Raw genomic sequence first — 15,807 nt, 5'->3', positions numbered from 1 at the left:
TGTATGAAAAATCGTATAAATTCTGCCGCGATATGGCGCCTTGCTCGATGGTTGTATGAAAAATCAACAAATTCCGCCTAGACTCGGCAACTGGCTCGTATCCGATGAAGCTATGCGAAAAATAACGCTAGTTTATCCGCCTGCCTGACTGACTGCGGCGGAACCTTCAGCGTCGGCGAAACGGGGGCCGTCGGGTTCGGTAACCACCTACGGAGCTTCTTCCCGATACGATCGATGCCAGAATAGGAACCCAAGCAGAGTACACGGATCCTGTATGTGAATGGGTCAATAGTGTAGTAGTTTTTTTGCGTGTAGACCGCGAACGGGCTCCGCCATCGCACGTCCTCGCTCCCTCCCGCTGCCGCGCGGCCGCGAACAGGCATGGTATAATGGCAGCAGCACGAAGGAGGGAGCTCTCGATATGACGATGCATTACCGCAATCTGGGCCGCAGCGGCCTCAAGGTGTCCGAGCTCGGGCTCGGCACGAATTCGTTCGGGAAGCGCGCCGACCGGGACGCGTCGATCCGGATCGTCCACCGCGCGATCGATCGCGGGATCAACTTCATCGATACGGCGAACATCTACGCGGGAACCGCGTCGGAGACGATTATCGGGGAAGCGCTGGCGGGCAGGCGGCACGAGGTCGTGCTGGCGACGAAGGCCGGGCTCGTCTTCGGTCCCGGGCCGAACGACCGAGGCTCGTCGCGCTACCATCTCGAGCGGCAGCTGGAAGAGAGCCTGAAGCGGCTGCGGACGGATTACGTCGACCTGTACCAGATCCACACTTTCGACCCTTCGACGCCGCTCGAGGAGACGCTGCGCGCTCTCGACGACATGGTCCGCTCCGGCAAAGTCCGCTATATCGGCGCATCGAACTACGCGGCCTGGGAGCTGATGAAGGCGCTCGGCATCAGCGACAAGCTCGGCTTGAACCGCTTCGTCTCGACGCAGGTCAGCTACTCGCTGGCCGACCGCGTTCCGGAGCAGGAACTCGTTCCGATGTCGCTCGATCAAGGCGTCGGCATCATTCCTTACTTCCCGCTCGCCGGCGGCATCCTGACGGGCAAATACGATTCCGCCGAAGCGGGAGCCGCCCCCGCCGGCTCGCGGGTCCATTCGGATCCGGGCTTCGCGAGGTTCCTCAGCGAGGACCGCGTCGCGTTCGGCCGCGAAGTCGGCCGGATCGCCCGCGAAGCGGGCTCCTCTCCGGGCGTCCTCTCGCTTGCCTGGCTGCTGCGGCGCCCGGCCGTCGCGACGGTTATCGTCGGCGCGACCCGCGAGGAGCAGGTGGACGAGAATCTCGCCTGCGTCTCGCTCGATCCGGGAGAGGACGCGTGGCTCGAGCTCGACCGGATCAGCGGCCGCTACCGATACGGCGAGCCGTTCGCCTGGTACCGCCTGCCTGAATAAGGGCGCGGCCGGACTGGCGAAGCGTATAGAAGCATATATAGGATGCGGCGTAGACGAAGCAAGGCTATTCCGTCCCGGTCCGGCCGGACTGGCGGAATAGCCTTGTTCGCGTTCGAGCTTGGATTACAGAATCGGGGACAGCAGCCGCGTGACGGACTCGCGGAACTTGTGGCTCCGCGGACGGTTCAGATACGCCTCGTACGTCCACTCTTCGCTGTGCTTCAGGTCTTCCTCGAAGATCGCCCGCAGCTTCTCGGCTTCGCCGCGGTCGTACAGGATGGCGTTCACCTCGAAGTTGAGCTTGAAGCTGCGGATGTCGAAGTTGGCCGTGCCGACCGTGGCGATCTTGCCGTCGACGATCAGCGTCTTGGCGTGGAGGAAGCCGTTCCGGTACAGATAGCACTTCACGCCGAGCGGCAGCAGATCTCCCATGTACGAGTGCGTGGCCCAATAGACCATCTGATGGTCGGGAATGCCCGGAATGATGATCCTTACGTCGACGCCGGACAAGGCCGCCATCTGGATCGCGTTGAGGAGACTCTCGTCCGGGATGAAGTAAGGCGTCTCGATCCAGACGCTCTCCTTCGCGTGATGGATCATCTTGATGTACATGTTGCGGATCTGTTCCAGCGCCTGGTCCGGGCCGCTCGCGACGATCTGCGCGCCGACCGTCCCTTCGTTGCCCGCCGGCGGGAAGTAGCTCTCGCTGTCCTCCAGCCCCTCGCCCGAAGCCAAGTTCCAGTCCATCAGGAACCTCGCCTGCATCTGGCGGACGGCGGAGCCCTTCAGCTTCAGGTGCGTGTCCCGCCAATAGCCGAAGCGCTCGACGAGCCCCATGTATTCGTCCCCGACGTTGATGCCGCCGATGTATCCGATCTCTCCGTCGACGATGGCGAGCTTGCGATGATTGCGGTAATTGACGCGGAAGTTCAGATAAGGAATCCGGGACGGGAAGAAGGCCGCGACCTTCCCTCCCGCCCTCGTCAGCGGATCGAAAAACCTCGTAGACAGCCGGTGGCTGCCGATCGGGTCGTACAGGAAGCGAACCTCGACGCCTTCGGCGGCCTTGCGCGTCAAGCATTCGAGCAGCTTGCGGCCGACGCCGTCGTCGTTGACGATGTAATAGACGAGATGAATGTGGCGCGTCGCCTTCTCCAGATCCTCGAAGAGCGACTTGAACTTGGAAGGCCCGTCCTTGAAAATCTCGACCGAATTGTCCTGGCTGTAGAGAGACATGGCGCTGGACAGATTCATGTAGATCAGGTCGTCGAATTCACCGGCGGCCGGATCGTTGTAGGCGAGCCGATGGTGCTTGAACTGCTCCCGCTGCCTCTTGATGAGGCGTTCGATCCTCTCCTCGCTCTCCTTGCGCACCTTGTAGATCTTGAAGCGGCTCAGGTTCTGCCCGAACACGAGATAAACGACGAAGCCGACGATGGGCAGGAACAGCAGCACCATCAGCCAGGCCCAAGTGACGCCGACGTTGCGCCTCTCCAGGAAAATGACGCTGATCGCCAATACGAGATTGATGACGATGACGACCGAATTCAGATGTTGCGCGATCGACGACAAGGACATTCGATTAACCTCACCACGTTAGGTTCTAAGCTTAAGCCGCCGAAGCGACACGACGAGGGCGAGCAGACTGACGGCCAGACCCGAGACGAAGACGACGCGCAGCGCGCTCATCATCGCGTGGGGGTCGGGCGTGGCGACCCCGCCGCCGTAATGGCGCAGTCCCGTCGCGTAGATCGAGACGGAGACGGACGTACCGAGCACCATGCCGACGTTGCGGGCCAGCGCGTTCAGCCCTCCGGCGGAGCCGAGCTTCTGCGGCGGCACGGCGCCCATGATGCTGGCGTTGTTCGGCGATTGGAACAGGCCGCTTCCCAGGCCGAACAAGGCAAGGTAGAACGCCAGAAGCGGCAGCGGGGAACCGGCGGTGAGCGTCGTCAGGCAGAGGAAGCCGGCCAGCGTGACGACGAGCCCGGCCGTCGTAAGCAGCTTGGAGCCCATCCGGTCGGACAGGAAGCCCGACAGAGGCGCCACGACCGCCATCGCGATCGGATAGACCATCATCATGTAGCCGGCGCTCTCCACGGACATCGACAGCACGTCCTGCATGTAGAACGGCATCATGACCGTCGTGAAGAAGTTCGCCGCGAACACGAGCAATGCCGTCAGGTTGCCGACCGCGAAGGCGGGAATCCGATACAGGCCGAAGTCCAGCATCGGATAGCGCGTTTTTCTCTCCCAGTAGTAGAAAAGAACGAAAACGGCGATCGATCCGATCCCTCCGAGCGCCGTCGCCGTCGACGCCCAGCCCCAGTCCTGCGCGTTCGACAGCGTGTACAGGAAGGCCGTCATGCCGACGATGAACAGGCCGGAGCCGGCGAAGTCGAACGGCTCCCGCTTCGCCTCCGAATCCTTCGGCAGGATGACCAGCCCCGCCACGAAAGCGACGATGCCGATCGGCACGTTGATCCAGAAGATCGTCGGCCAGCCGTAATGGTGGACGAGAATGCCGCCGATGCCCGGACCGGTCAGCGAGCCGAGCGAGACGACCGTGCCGATGATGCCGAGCGCGCGGCCACGGTCGCCCTTCGCGAACGTCTCCGCCACGATCGCTTGGCTGTTCGACATGAGGCACGCGGCGCCGAGCGCCTGCACGACGCGGGAGCCGATCAGCATCCCGAGCGAGTGGGACAGGCCGCATAAGGCCGACCCGAAGGCGAACAGCAGGAAGCCGAATTGATACACCCTCGTTCGGCCGAGCAGGTCGGAGATTTTGCCCATGATGGGCAGAGTCGCGCAGATCGTCAGCAAGTACGCGGTAAGCACCCATTGAATGAGATGAACCGGCGAGTTCAGCTCGGCGGACATCGTGGGAAGCGCCACGTTGGCGATGCTGCTGTCGAGGGTGGACATGAAGGTTCCGAGCGAGACGTTAGCCAGGACGATCCAACGGTTGGGGGCCGGCCTCCGCAGCCGGACCGATTGCGCGTTCCCGTTCATGGGCCTATGCTTCCTTACGCCAGATCCGAGATCTTCTGCGCGATCGGAGTCCTCTCCTTGGCCGGAGGCTCCTCCTCCGGATAGCCGACGCCGAAGATGCCGACGACGTCGTCCCCTTCCGGCACGCCGAGAATTTCGCGGCTGCGGGGAGACGCCGCCAGCGACGACCAGAACGTTCCCGCTCCTTCGCTATGGGCCGCCAGCAGGAAGTTCTGCGCGAAGCAGGCGGACGCCATCAGGTTCTCTTCGCGTTCGATCGGCGTGGCCCCGCCTTTGGACGTAAGCAGCAGAACGACCGGCGCGGCGCCGAAGTCGGTCTTGTGGTTCAGCTTCGCCCGCGTCTCGGGTCCGACGAACCGGACCTCCCACGGCTCGGTCATCCGGTGGTTGGGCGCGAAGCTGGCCGCCTCGAGCCAGGAGACGATCGTCTCCCGGGCGATCGCGTCCGGCTTGAACGCCTTGATATTCCTGCGCGTACGAATGGCTTCTATCGTATTCATGTTCTCTTCTCCTTTATCATCGTCAAAATGGGAATTCGTTTATAGATTCTTCTCTTCCGGCCCCGCGCCGTCCGGTTCGACGCCTTCCCGCAGCTCGAACGTATGGATGAACTGCTGGATCACGCTGTCGATCGCCTTGAGCTCCCCGCTGATGACCGGCCGGATGGACTCGAATTCGGGTTGGCCGAGCTGGGCCGCCAGCGTCGACCTCATCACTTGGAGCCGTTCGAGAAAAGCGAGGGCTCTCCCGCGCCGGAACGTCTGGGCGCTGTGTCCTCCATGGCCCGGCCGCCCAAGGCCTCCCCCGTCGTCTTCCGCGCGCCTGCTGCCCCTGGACGGATGTCCCCGGCGGCCGCCAAGCCCATGGTCACCTCTCATCGCGATTCCCCCCGTTCTATTCTGTAGTTTGGATTCGTATACATTCGTATACGCTGTCCTGTTGTATACAAATGTATGCGCAGTTCCGCCGGTTGTCAAGGGACGGACTTATCGCCACTCTCCCTTTTGCTCAGGTAATGCCATTATCCCTTGTGCTCAGGTAATGCCATAATCCCTTCTGCTCAGGTTAGACCATTATCCCTTCTGCTCAGTCCCCTCCGATCTGCCGCCTTCATTCAGCAGTCTCTATCGCTCCACCCCCGTCGCTCCGCTTCTAGCTTTCGGTCTCCGCTAAGCGGTCCGGTCCCGTCCCCTTTCCCCCTTTTACCCATTCGACGCGTTATTCTGCCCTTGTGCCCTTATCCCCTTTACTCAGGTGGAACGCTGGCCGCTAGTTGAAGATGACGGAATGAAGCTTGAATGAAAAGGGAGGTCTAGAGGCCGCCAACGAGCCAACAGGCTCCTGATCGCACGGGAGAATAGCCGGCGGCACAGCCAGACGGCCTGAAGGATCGGGATAGTGGTATAGGATGAAAAGTTGTGTTCCTGATGCAATGGGATATTGCCATACGATGTGCTGATCGTCCTGATGCAACGGGATAGCGCCATACGATGTGCTGGATCGTCCTGATGCAATGGGATAGTGCCATACGATGTGCTGGGTCGCCCTGATGCAATGGGATGGCGGTATACGATGGAGCGCGTGCGATCAACGTCCCCTGAACGAAAGGGATAATGGCACGTCCCCTTCCAATGTCGTATATCCCGGGCTTGTACCAGGGCCTCGCCGTAACGCGAAAAAGCGCCCAAAGCCCGAGAGGGCTAGGACGCTTCGACCGAACCGTTGATTGCAGGGAATTTATCCCGAAGCTTGCTGCGCCATGACGGCGCGATGGGACGGCAGCAGCAGAACGGAGAACAGATGGGCGGCGGCGATGGCGAGCATGAGCAGGAAGATGCCGTGCATGCCGCCGACCAATTCCGTCTTGACCCCTTCGTTGACGACGAAGTGGTTGAAGATCGTGCCGAACACGGCCACGCCGACGGTCTGGCCGAGCGAGCGCAGCAGGGAATTCGCCGCGGTGGCGACCCCGCGCATCTCCCAGCCGACCGAGGATTGGACCATTACCGTCGTCGGCGTCGACACGAAGCCCATTCCGAAGCCGAGAATGCTTAGAATGACCGTCCAGTACCAAGACGGGGAATGGATGTCGAGCACGGCCATCCAGACGGCGCCGACCGCCACGACCGACGCTCCCGCCACGACGCTCGCCTTCATGCCCATTCGATACATGAGCCGGCCAACGATATTGGAGGCGATCGGCCAGAAGATCGACATCGGCATGACCATGAGACCGGAGGCCGTCGCGGAATACCCCTGGACGGATTGAATCCAGATCGGAGCGTAGATCATGACTCCCGACGTAATGCTGAACGCCAGGAAGCCGCTCAGGTTGGAGACGTTCATGATCCGGTGCCGGAAGATGGAGAGCGGGATCATCGGCTCCTTCACCTTGCTCTCGATCCAGACGAAGAGAACGAGGAACAGCGCCGCTACCGCGAATAGCGAGAGGATGACCGGCGAATCCCACGCGTACGTCTCCCCGCCGCTCAGCAGCGCGTACATCAGGGCGGAGATCGCGACGGTGAACGCGACGGCCCCCCCGTAGTCGATTCCTCGCGACTGCTTGACGAAATTTTCCTTCAAGAAGAAGACGACCAATATCAAAGCGATGACGCCGAGCGGAAGGTTGATAAAGAAGATCCACCGCCACGAGACATGGTCGACGAAGTACCCGCCGACGAGAGGTCCCAGCAAGCCCGCTATCGACCAGACGGAGGCGAATACGCCCATCATTTTGCCGCGCTTCTCGCCCGTGAACAAATCCCCGACGATCGTGAAGCAGACGGGATTCAGCGCGCCCGCGCCGATCCCCTGCAGCGCCCGGAACCCGATCAGGGCCGGCATCGACTGGGCGAAGCCGCACAGAACCGAGCCGACGACGAACAGGACGACGCCTATCGCGAAAACGATCTTCCGGCCGAATAAGTCGGTCAGCTTGCCGAAGATCGGCGTCGTCACGCAGGTGGTCAACGTATAGATCGTGAACACCCAACTGATCAGATGCGTGCCCTGCAGGTCCCCGATGATTTTCGGAGTCGCCGAGCTGACAACCGTTACGTCCAGCGCCCCGATGAACAGCGCCACCAGCAATCCCGCCACGATCCATTTGACATTCGATTGAGTAGACACGCTACGCAAAGCCTCATTTCGATGATAGACTTTTTAAACATAAATGTTTGCTTTTCTATTATCGAGATGGGCTCCCTTCTTGTCAATCGTCTGTCCCGTTGAAAATCTATATCAAGACGAGGGGAACAGATGGACGCCCCGCTCGGACAAAAAGGCAAGCGCCTCCTCCAGAACGGCTTCGTCCAGCCGAAACGTCCGGTTCATCATCGAGAGCCATTCCCGCTTCGACGTGAATTCATGGACTTCCGTCTCATTGCCGCGCTTGACGAACAATTTATGGTTGACGACGGAGTAGGCGGTCTCCTTCCGGAACAAGGTCGCCACGATCCTGCGCATGAACGGATTCTCGTCCTCGTCCCGGAGCGAATGGGCAATCGCTTCGCCGAAGCTCTCGAGCGGCACCGGCGACCACTCGATATACTTGGTTACGAAGCTTTGCCCGTTCGCGCGCCGGTCGATCCGGTAATGTCCCTCCGCTACCCGGCGAATCTCCACCTCTTCCCCGCAGCGGGCGAACCGCGGTTCTTCGTCGAGCGGAAGCGGGTCGAACAGCGGCGCCCCGTAGCCGACATCCACGTAATAGAGGCGCCCTTCCGCTTCGACCCTCAAGCCCAGATGCGTGTTCCCGCCTGTCGCCCGGACAAGCTCGACCCGATAGCCGAGAGACCGCAGCAGTTCGCCGAAGCAGGCGTTCAAAATATAGCAGTTGCCGCCGAACCCCCGTTCGGCCATATTCCGCAAGTAAGTCTCCAGGTCGGGCAGCCACCGCAGCCCCTCCCGGCCGCGGGTCCGATAATAATGAATTTTGCTCGCGTTCTCGAACGGCACGCGGCTCAGATGCGCTCTTATCAATTCCCTCAAATAGTCCGTGGTCGGGAGACTCTTCCGCTCCAGCTCCAACAGACTCAAATAAGCTTGTTGCTGCGCCGGGTTCATCTCGGTTCCGGAGCCTCCCTCTTATTGCGGTTTCAGTACCATCAGGACGATCAGGATCACGCTAAGCGCGCAGGCCCAGGCATGAAGAGCGCGGACTTTGGCGAACAGGGCGGGCGCGCCGGGCGGCGGAACGTCCCCGGTACCCGGGGCTTTCTGCTCGAGAATCCACCGCAGCTTCTTGGCGGCCGGATTGAGCTGCCCGATGATGATCGCCTCGATGAGGGCATAGACCAGAAGCGAACCGACGATCCAAATTTGCGAGAACGGGCCGTAGGAACCAAGGAAGAACAAGACGAGCCCGGACACCAACGCCAGCGTCCCGAACAGCTTGGGGAAGATCTCCAACCGGGTAACGGTAACGAGAGCCCGCTCCATATCGGCCGCCGAATCGGTATGGCGGAGCAAGAGCGGAAAGGCATAGGCGGGACCTAGCCCCAACAAGGCGGACAAAACATGCAAGACGACGATCCATTCCATCTAGAAACACCGCTTTCTTTAAAGGCTTGGTTTGCAGCTGCCTTCTTAGAATAGCGGCAGGACGACGAACGCGGTATCGGTAGGATTACGTATTGTGCGGGACCGAATCGCCCTCGTCGCCGGTTGCGGTCAGATGTTCGAGATAATACCGGGTTAGCGCGGCTCGCGAGTTCAAACCCAGCTTCTGGTAGATTCGCTCCAAATGGGTCGTGATGGTGCGGGGGCTGACGAACAGCCGGTTCGCGATCTCCGCGTTCGAGAAGCCCCGGGCGACGTACCCGGCCACCTGCTTCTCCCTGGCGCTTAGCGGAAGCGTCGAATCCGCTTCTCGCCCCCGCGAAGTCTCCAGCTTGGCGCGTTCGATCGCTTGCAGGAACAGGGCCTTCCTCTCCTCTTCCGGGACGGCCGCCGCGGTCAGGAGAGCTTCCCCGAGACGCCGGCCGAGCAGCGTCAGATACGAATCGTCTTCCCCTTCCGGCCATCTCGAATCGACTTCGGCTTCCTCGCGGATCACGATGCCGATAACGGAATCGTACGCGGCGACGGGACACGCGAGATAGCTTGCGGCCGTCCCCGGCCACGTCCCATCCTCGGAGCCGGCCTCGGCCCGGCGGACATACCGGAGCTGCGAACGGACGCGGCGAAGCCGGACGATCCGCTTCTCGGATGCGGCCCATTGGGCCAAGCGGCGAAGAGGCTCGAACGCCTCCGCGGAAGTGCCGGCATCCGGCATTCCCCTCGTGGCCGCCAGCCTGGGAACCGTCGATTCCTCCGCGATCCAATAGGAGAGCCGGCCGATCCGATGGCTGGTCGCCAGCGCGTGCAGAAGATCCGAATACGCCCCCGGGCCGGGAGAAGCATGCGGCGACTCTTCGACGCAACGGCGAATGCCCGTCACCCGGAATACGACAGCCGACTTCAGACGGACCGGCTCGCGCGCCCCGGCCATCCGGGAGATCGCTTCCAGATCTCCGCGGATGCGCTCGTATAAGGGGCCTTCGGCTTCGGAGCGAAGATATTCGACCGACAGCTCCCAAGGGATCAGACGGTCCGGGGTTATCGTCTTGATCAGAGCGGTCGCGCCGCTCTTCAAATTCCGTTCGGTCTTGCGCAGAAGCTGGTTCGCTATGGCGACGTGATCTTCGTCGAGCTGCCAGACGCGCGCCACGTTCGCCAGATTCGGAACCCCTTCCGCGTCCGTCGTCGCCAGCACCGACGGATATGCGCCTTCGAAGGCGGAGACGAGCTCGGCCGGAATCATGACGGCTCCCTCCTCTCGGCCAGCAGGGAACCCGCGCCCGGACCCGGCGTCTGCTCGTACGCGACCGCAATGTCAATGCCGACCGCCAGGCAATCGGACGGCTTGACGTTCGTCAACGAGACGAGATGGGGAAAATGAAGGGAAGCTATTCTTCGCTGGCGGTCCAGCATCGGGGCGAGCTCCTCGGACGAAGCGCGGCAACCGGCGTATTTTCCCTTAAGCTGGTACGATTCGTTGTCGAGTCCGGACGTCGCGAGGACGGCCAACGGCTGGTCTTCGCGCAGGAGGCCGGCGACTCTCGCCCACTGGCTCTTCAGCACGTGGACCCGGATCCGGTCGCTCTCCCGAAGCTCCGCCGACAGGCCGTAGCCGCGGCAGACGAAGGGGGCCGCGCCCGGCAACGCGGCCGCCAGATGAATATAGAGCGGCGCCTGTTGTTCGACGAACCGCATCAGTTCGTCAGGCCATCTCTGCATGTCGAATCGTCCCTCCCGATCGGCGATGGGTTTCGCCCTATTGCTCTTAGAATAGCACAGCGCCCCGCGTCGGATCGACGATGAATCGTCCGTTCTTGATCCGATTCGGGTAGCGCGGCCGCCGAATGGGCCAAACTAGGATCGGAGCCGCACGAGCGGAAGCCGGCGGGGAGCCCCCGGAATGGCGCCCGGAACTTAGAGACGGCCGAAAACGCATTCAGAAAAAAGCTTGTCAATTCGCGTCGGGATATGTAGAATCTACAAAGGTATTTCGGCGTTGACCCTATTTATTTTGGAGGAATGCAACACTTATGAGACGCGAGATCGGCGTTCACGACAGACCCCCGCTGGGCCAGAGCGTCATGCTCAGCCTGCAGCACCTATTCGCCATGTTCGGCTCCACGGTACTCGTTCCTAACCTGCTGAAGGTCGATCCGGCCGTGTGCCTGCTCATGAACGGCCTCGGCACCCTGCTGTACATTCTGATCTGCAAAGGGAAAATTCCCGCCTACCTCGGCTCCAGCTTCGCGTTCATTACGCCGGCTGGCGCGGTTATCGGCGCTCATTCGCTGCCGGGGGACGGATATTCCGCCGCGCTCGGGGGCTTCATTATCGCGGGCGTCGTGTTCGTCATCGTCGCATTAATCATTCAGTGGGCCGGCACGAACTGGATTCACGTCGTGTTCCCGCCGGCCGCGATGGGCGCGATCATCGCCGTCATCGGCCTCGAGCTCATTCCGGTCGCGGCTCGAATGTCCGGCTGGATCTCCGACGGCTCGGAAGGCTGGAAGCCGGACGCCACGACGATTATGGTCTCGACGGTCACGCTGCTCATCACCGTGCTCGGCTCCGTTCTGTTCCGCGGCTTCATGCGGATCATCCCGATCCTGTTCGGCATCGTGGCCGGTTATGTGCTGGCGTGGCTCGCCGGCTTGACGAACTTCGACACGGTCCGGGAGGCCAGCTTCTTCGACGCCCCGACGTTCTCGCACCCGAGCTTCGAATGGTCCGCCATCTTCACGATTTTGCCGGCCGCGCTCGTCGTCGTCGTCGAGCATACGGGCCACTTGATCGTCACCGGCAACATCGTCGGCAAGGACTTGACGAAGGACCCCGGCCTGCACCGCTCCTTGATGAGCAACGGCCTGTCGACGATCCTCTCCGGCTTCACCGGAGCGACGCCGAACACGACGTACGGCGAGAACATCGGCGTGCTCGCCATCACGCGCGTCTACTCGACCTTCGTCATCGGCGGAGCGGCCCTGTTCGCGATCGTGCTCTCGTTCCTCGGCAAGTTCTCGGCCTTGATCGCGGCCATCCCGCCGGCGGTCATGGGCGGCGTCTCCCTGCTGCTGTTCGGCGTCATCGCCGCATCCGGTCTGCGCATGCTCGTCGAGTCGAAGGTCGACTATAGCAAGCCGACGAACCTGTACCTCACGACGGTCGTACTCGTCACCGGCTTGTCCGGCGTCGCCATCAAGATCGGCGACTTCTCCCTCTCCGGCATGGCGCTCGCCACCGTCGTCGCCATCGTCCTGAGCTTGCTGTTCAAGCTGTTCGAAGTGACCCGCATCTCGAACGACAACGAGGAAGCCGGGCACTGAACCTTCGGGTTCCGCCCGCTGACAAAGACCGCTCCTTCACGCCTAGGCGGAGAGGAGCGGTCTTTGTTATTTGCGCGAAATTCGGACTGCCGAGACCGCCGCCGTCACCAGCGCAGCGAAGCCGGTGAAGGTGTAAGCATTGAGATAGATAGTGTTCGTAAATTGGCTTAGCCGATTGCTGAGATAGTCGATGTTCGTCTCCACTCCCCCAATCCCCTCGAACCGCTCGAACAGATCGCTCGCGAACCGGTACTCCATCCAGACGGCAACGGCGAGCGCCAGAACGGAGACGATTAGCAAGGCTCGAAGGAAGCCTCTATTACACGGGCGATACGACAACCATACGGCGTAACCGATCCCGAAGCCGATCGCGCTGACGAATCCCAGGAACAGCGGCACGATGCCGGGATTGCCGTTGCCGGATATGCGCTCCGGCTTGATCGTGAATTCGTCCGTCAAATAAATAAACAGCGCGGTCGCGATCAGGCAAGCGACCGCCCATCGTCCTCCGTACCGTATGCTCCCCAGCCCCTCTCGTCCTCCATTCATACGCCGCCATATACCGCGTTCGCAAGATGCGAACGATCGCCGCCTGCCTAACTCTTGGCAAGGGTCGCGGGAAGCTTCACCGCCGTTAACTTGCCGCCGGCTTGCACATACAGCATGCCTCCCGACTTCAACGTCGGCCGAAAATCCTTTGCCCCTGCATTGAATCTAAATACAGGCTTGAAGGTCGAGAAATCGTAGGCGATCAGAGTGCCGTCCGCAAGCCCCAAATATAACCCATTCCCGTACAGATCGGTCTGCACGACCGTTCTGCCGGCCGGCGTCCGGATGAAGCCTCCGTTGACGGTTTTGAGAAGGCCGATTGCATTGTCGTGCTGATTCTGGTACAGCAACCTTCCTTGGTGCACTTTGAAAAGCGGGTAAAATTGCTCCGGATCCGGGGCCTTCCAGCGCTTGACAGGGTTGCCGTCCGGCTTATAGGCCGTTAAGTCGTATTGCGCTACCGTGTAGTCTTGAAAAAGGTATAACGCGTTACCGTCCGCCATCGCGGAGCCAAATGCGCCTCCAAAATGGTAAGGACTGGCGGAATCCTGCTGTATCGTCCATTTATACACCCTATGCTCCATCATCTTGCCGGTCTTCAGATCAAGCACGGCAATGTGCAAGTTCTTGCTGCCCGATTCGTAATCCTCACGCATGAACATGTCCAGGAAGGTATAGACGAGCCCCCCTCTGACCGTCAGCACTGAATAGATGTCCGAATACGTCCATAGCCGCTTGCCTGTCTTCTTATCGTAGGCATCGACTTGAATCGACGAGTGCACGCCTTCTACGTAATACTCCCGAAGGACGACGCCCTCGCTCTCCGTCACGCTAGCATAGCCCTCGATATAGGAATCTTCCTTCTTCTCCGCGACCTTCCACCGCAGCTTGCCGGTCGCGCGATCCAACGCATAGAAGACGAGATTATTCATGACGTAAACGGTATCGCCAATGATGTCGATCCCGTCCGCCTCCTTCACGCCGATCGGCGACACCCACTTCCGAGCCCCGTCCGCGGTCACAGCATAAATCGAACCGTCTCCGGCCAAGCCATAAATCGTGCTTTGCTCATAGACCATGAGCGGCTTCAAAGATTTGCCGTACGTCCATAACCGCTTGCCGGTCGTTCCTTCATAGGCCGCCAGTCGGCCGCCGTCCATAAGCGCGAACACGCGCCCTTCTTCCGCGATCGCCGCCGTTCGGTCCCCTCCCCCCTCGGCTAGTTCAACGAGCGGAATGCTCCATGCCGCCTTTGCCAGCGGGGCCGCCGGCTCGTTCCCCGCTGAGGTAGAATGGGATAGAACCGGCTTATCCGCCAGTGCGGGAGCAGCCGTTCCTAGAACCGCCGCGCCGAACAGCAAGATCGCCGCTCCTGTCGAGAAGATTCTTTTCCTCGTTTTACGCGTCGTCCTTGACATCGTACACCTTCCGTTCGTTAGAATCCGAGTTCCCCTGTATGAGCCCATGTCTCTTCCATTTAAACGCCAACCCCCGCTAAAAGTTGAAAATTATGGAATGGCAGAATTCGAAGTGGTTCAGGAAAAACAAAAACGGCGCCAGCCGACGGACCTGTTGTCGTGTCCATCGGTTGACGTCGTTGCGTTACAGAGCCGAACGTTATCTCATTAGGCGACGTTACAGCCCCATGATGTGGTAGCCGGAATCGACATGCAGCACTTCGCCCGTAATGCCGCGGGACAAGTCGCTCAGCAGGAACATCGTCGCGTCGCCGACTTCTTCCTGGTCGACGTTGCGCCGCAGCGGAGCCTTCTCCTCGATCGCGGTCATGATGTCGTTGAAGCCGGACACGCCTTTGGCGGCCAGCGTGCGGATCGGTCCCGCGGACACCGCGTTGACCCGGATGCCGTACTTGCCCAAGTCCTCCGCCAGGTAGCGGACGCTCGCTTCGAGGGCCGCCTTGGCGACGCCCATTACGTTATAATTCTTCATCACGCGCTCGGCGCCGAGATACGTCTGGGTGACGATGCCGCCGCCTTCGGTCATCCACTTCTTCGCTTCCCGGGCGACCGCGACGAGCGAATAGGCGCTCGAATCCTGGGCCAGCCTATAGCCTTCGCGAGTCGTATCGACGAACTCGCCCTGCAGGTCGTCCTTGTCGGCGAACGCGAGCGAATGCACGACGCCGTGAATGACGCCGGCTTCGGCGCCGATGCGGTCGAACGCCGCGACGACGCTCGAGTCGTCCGAGACGTCGCAGGAGACGACGAGCTTCGCTTCGATGCCGCTCGAAGCGAGAAGCTTTGTCAACTTTTCAAGAGAACGTTCCTTCCGATAGGTGAAAATAAGCTGCGCGCCTTGGCGATGCAAGGACCTGGCGATCCCCCAAGCGATGCTGCGCTCGTTGGCGACGCCCATAACGACGATAGTTCTGCCGGCTAACAATTGAGACATGACGAATCCTCCAATGCGATTACGGAACTAGGCGCTATTATAACACCTTTGCGGCCGCCGGTTCCATCCTCGCTCCGGGAAGACCCGCGGCACTTACTCGCCGTGCTTCTCGGCGCTCGCTCCCGCGTACACGATGACGGCGACGAGAATGATCATGCAGACCACCAGCAAGGACATATAGACCATTCCGCTCTCCCCCTCTATCTTAAGACTTCCAGATCGCGACGAAGATCAGGACGACGATAAGGACGACCGCCGCGTAGATCGCGGTCAGCTTCGCCCAGTTCTTGCCCGTTCTCTTCATATATTCCGGATTCTCCTCCCGGTTGCCCCGGGAGAATCCGACCATCAACGTGCCGATCAGCGCGGCCGCCATCACGACGATGACGAGAACGATCAGGATCTCCACGTTCATCCATGCTCACCTGCCTTCTGCGACTGCGTTAATCATATCGGTTCCGTTCGCGTCCCGCACCATCCAATTCCCCTCAGGATTGCCCGTCCAATCCGAATCTTGAACCTGAATTTCGAAAG

15 protein-coding genes are annotated in these 15,807 nt (G+C 60.9%); 2 read left to right on the top strand and 13 right to left on the bottom strand.

Going from position 1 to position 15,807, the window contains the following annotated elements:
- Positions 1-427 precede the first annotated feature (427 nt).
- On the top strand, positions 428-1,411 hold the full coding sequence (locus H7B90_RS12275) for an aldo/keto reductase (protein WP_185136172.1): 984 nt from the start codon (positions 428-430) through the stop codon (positions 1,409-1,411).
- Positions 1,412-1,534: 123 nt separating this feature from the next.
- On the opposite strand, the gene cls is transcribed toward H7B90_RS12275, so the two are convergent.
- The 9 genes from cls to H7B90_RS12230 form a co-directional block, all read right to left on the bottom strand.
- On the bottom strand, positions 1,535-2,989 hold the full coding sequence (gene cls, locus H7B90_RS12270) for a cardiolipin synthase (protein WP_185136170.1): 1,455 nt from the start codon (positions 2,987-2,989) through the stop codon (positions 1,535-1,537).
- An 18-nt stretch (positions 2,990-3,007) separates the two neighbouring features.
- On the bottom strand, positions 3,008-4,426 hold the full coding sequence (locus tag H7B90_RS12265; RefSeq protein WP_185136169.1) for an MFS transporter: 1,419 nt from the start codon (positions 4,424-4,426) through the stop codon (positions 3,008-3,010).
- Between the two features lie 14 nt (positions 4,427-4,440).
- Positions 4,441-4,926 (bottom strand): nitroreductase family protein, encoded by a 486-nt coding sequence (locus tag H7B90_RS12260; RefSeq protein ID WP_185136168.1) that lies wholly within the window; start codon positions 4,924-4,926, stop codon positions 4,441-4,443.
- Positions 4,927-4,965: 39 nt separating this feature from the next.
- Positions 4,966-5,304: a hypothetical protein gene (locus H7B90_RS12255; protein WP_185136167.1), complete on the bottom strand. Its 339-nt coding sequence runs from the start codon at positions 5,302-5,304 to the stop codon at positions 4,966-4,968.
- Between the two features lie 859 nt (positions 5,305-6,163).
- Entirely contained in the window at positions 6,164-7,558 is a 1,395-nt protein-coding gene (locus tag H7B90_RS12250; RefSeq protein WP_185136166.1) for an MDR family MFS transporter, read from the bottom strand.
- 111 nt (positions 7,559-7,669) lie between these two features.
- Positions 7,670-8,494: an arylamine N-acetyltransferase gene (locus H7B90_RS12245; protein ID WP_185136165.1), complete on the bottom strand. Its 825-nt coding sequence runs from the start codon at positions 8,492-8,494 to the stop codon at positions 7,670-7,672.
- Positions 8,495-8,515: 21 nt separating this feature from the next.
- Positions 8,516-8,971, bottom strand: coding sequence for a DUF2269 family protein (locus H7B90_RS12240; protein ID WP_185136164.1), 456 nt, complete (start codon positions 8,969-8,971; stop codon positions 8,516-8,518).
- Between the two features lie 85 nt (positions 8,972-9,056).
- Complete coding sequence (locus H7B90_RS32550; protein ID WP_212959785.1) at positions 9,057-10,232, bottom strand: helix-turn-helix transcriptional regulator; 1,176 nt, start codon at positions 10,230-10,232, stop codon at positions 9,057-9,059.
- The gene (locus tag H7B90_RS12230; protein WP_185136163.1) at positions 10,229-10,708 is read right to left on the bottom strand and encodes a hypothetical protein; all 480 of its coding nucleotides are present in this window, start codon (positions 10,706-10,708) and stop codon (positions 10,229-10,231) included. Before H7B90_RS12230 ends, H7B90_RS32550 begins: the two co-directional genes overlap by 4 nt.
- A gap of 311 nt (positions 10,709-11,019) precedes the next feature.
- Between H7B90_RS12230 and uraA the strand changes: the two genes are divergently transcribed.
- Positions 11,020-12,312 (top strand): uracil permease, encoded by a 1,293-nt coding sequence (uraA, locus tag H7B90_RS12225; RefSeq protein ID WP_185136162.1) that lies wholly within the window; start codon positions 11,020-11,022, stop codon positions 12,310-12,312.
- 66 nt (positions 12,313-12,378) lie between these two features.
- Here the strand turns inward: uraA and H7B90_RS12220 are convergent, their stop codons facing one another.
- The 4 genes from H7B90_RS12220 to H7B90_RS12205 form a co-directional block, all read right to left on the bottom strand.
- Positions 12,379-12,861 carry a hypothetical protein gene (locus tag H7B90_RS12220; RefSeq protein WP_185136161.1) on the bottom strand — a complete coding sequence of 161 codons (483 nt, stop codon included), beginning with the start codon at positions 12,859-12,861 and terminating at the stop codon, positions 12,379-12,381.
- A 47-nt stretch (positions 12,862-12,908) separates the two neighbouring features.
- On the bottom strand, positions 12,909-14,279 hold the full coding sequence (locus H7B90_RS12215) for an outer membrane protein assembly factor BamB family protein (protein ID WP_185136160.1): 1,371 nt from the start codon (positions 14,277-14,279) through the stop codon (positions 12,909-12,911).
- A gap of 217 nt (positions 14,280-14,496) precedes the next feature.
- Positions 14,497-15,273: an enoyl-ACP reductase FabI gene (fabI, locus tag H7B90_RS12210; protein ID WP_185136159.1), complete on the bottom strand. Its 777-nt coding sequence runs from the start codon at positions 15,271-15,273 to the stop codon at positions 14,497-14,499.
- Positions 15,274-15,478: 205 nt separating this feature from the next.
- The gene (locus tag H7B90_RS12205) at positions 15,479-15,688 is read right to left on the bottom strand and encodes a hypothetical protein (RefSeq protein ID WP_185136158.1); all 210 of its coding nucleotides are present in this window, start codon (positions 15,686-15,688) and stop codon (positions 15,479-15,481) included.
- Positions 15,689-15,807 lie beyond the last annotated feature (119 nt).

The organism is Cohnella xylanilytica, from assembly GCF_014212175.1.
GTDB lineage: Bacteria > Bacillota > Bacilli > Paenibacillales > Paenibacillaceae > Cohnella > Cohnella xylanilytica.
Note: the sequence above shows the minus strand (reverse complement) of the source record. Positions and strands in the feature narration are given on the sequence as shown.

Bases quoted from the DNA above. Each gene is read 5' to 3' on its own strand.
- H7B90_RS12275 (WP_185136172.1), top strand. From the start codon at position 428: ATGCATTACCGCAATCTGGGCCGCAGCGGCCTCAAGGTGTCCGAGCTC.
- cls (WP_185136170.1), bottom strand. From the start codon at position 2,989: ATGTCCTTGTCGTCGATCGCGCAACATCTGAATTCGGTCGTCATCGTC.
- H7B90_RS12265 (WP_185136169.1), bottom strand. From the start codon at position 4,426: ATGAACGGGAACGCGCAATCGGTCCGGCTGCGGAGGCCGGCCCCCAAC.
- H7B90_RS12260 (WP_185136168.1), bottom strand. From the start codon at position 4,926: ATGAATACGATAGAAGCCATTCGTACGCGCAGGAATATCAAGGCGTTC.
- H7B90_RS12255 (WP_185136167.1), bottom strand. From the start codon at position 5,304: ATGAGAGGTGACCATGGGCTTGGCGGCCGCCGGGGACATCCGTCCAGG.
- H7B90_RS12245 (WP_185136165.1), bottom strand. From the start codon at position 8,494: ATGAACCCGGCGCAGCAACAAGCTTATTTGAGTCTGTTGGAGCTGGAG.
- H7B90_RS12240 (WP_185136164.1), bottom strand. From the start codon at position 8,971: ATGGAATGGATCGTCGTCTTGCATGTTTTGTCCGCCTTGTTGGGGCTA.
- H7B90_RS32550 (WP_212959785.1), bottom strand. From the start codon at position 10,232: ATGATTCCGGCCGAGCTCGTCTCCGCCTTCGAAGGCGCATATCCGTCG.
- H7B90_RS12230 (WP_185136163.1), bottom strand. From the start codon at position 10,708: ATGCAGAGATGGCCTGACGAACTGATGCGGTTCGTCGAACAACAGGCG.
- uraA (WP_185136162.1), top strand. From the start codon at position 11,020: ATGAGACGCGAGATCGGCGTTCACGACAGACCCCCGCTGGGCCAGAGC.
- H7B90_RS12220 (WP_185136161.1), bottom strand. From the start codon at position 12,861: ATGAATGGAGGACGAGAGGGGCTGGGGAGCATACGGTACGGAGGACGA.
- H7B90_RS12215 (WP_185136160.1), bottom strand. From the start codon at position 14,279: ATGTCAAGGACGACGCGTAAAACGAGGAAAAGAATCTTCTCGACAGGA.
- fabI (WP_185136159.1), bottom strand. From the start codon at position 15,273: ATGTCTCAATTGTTAGCCGGCAGAACTATCGTCGTTATGGGCGTCGCC.
- H7B90_RS12205 (WP_185136158.1), bottom strand. From the start codon at position 15,688: ATGAACGTGGAGATCCTGATCGTTCTCGTCATCGTCGTGATGGCGGCC.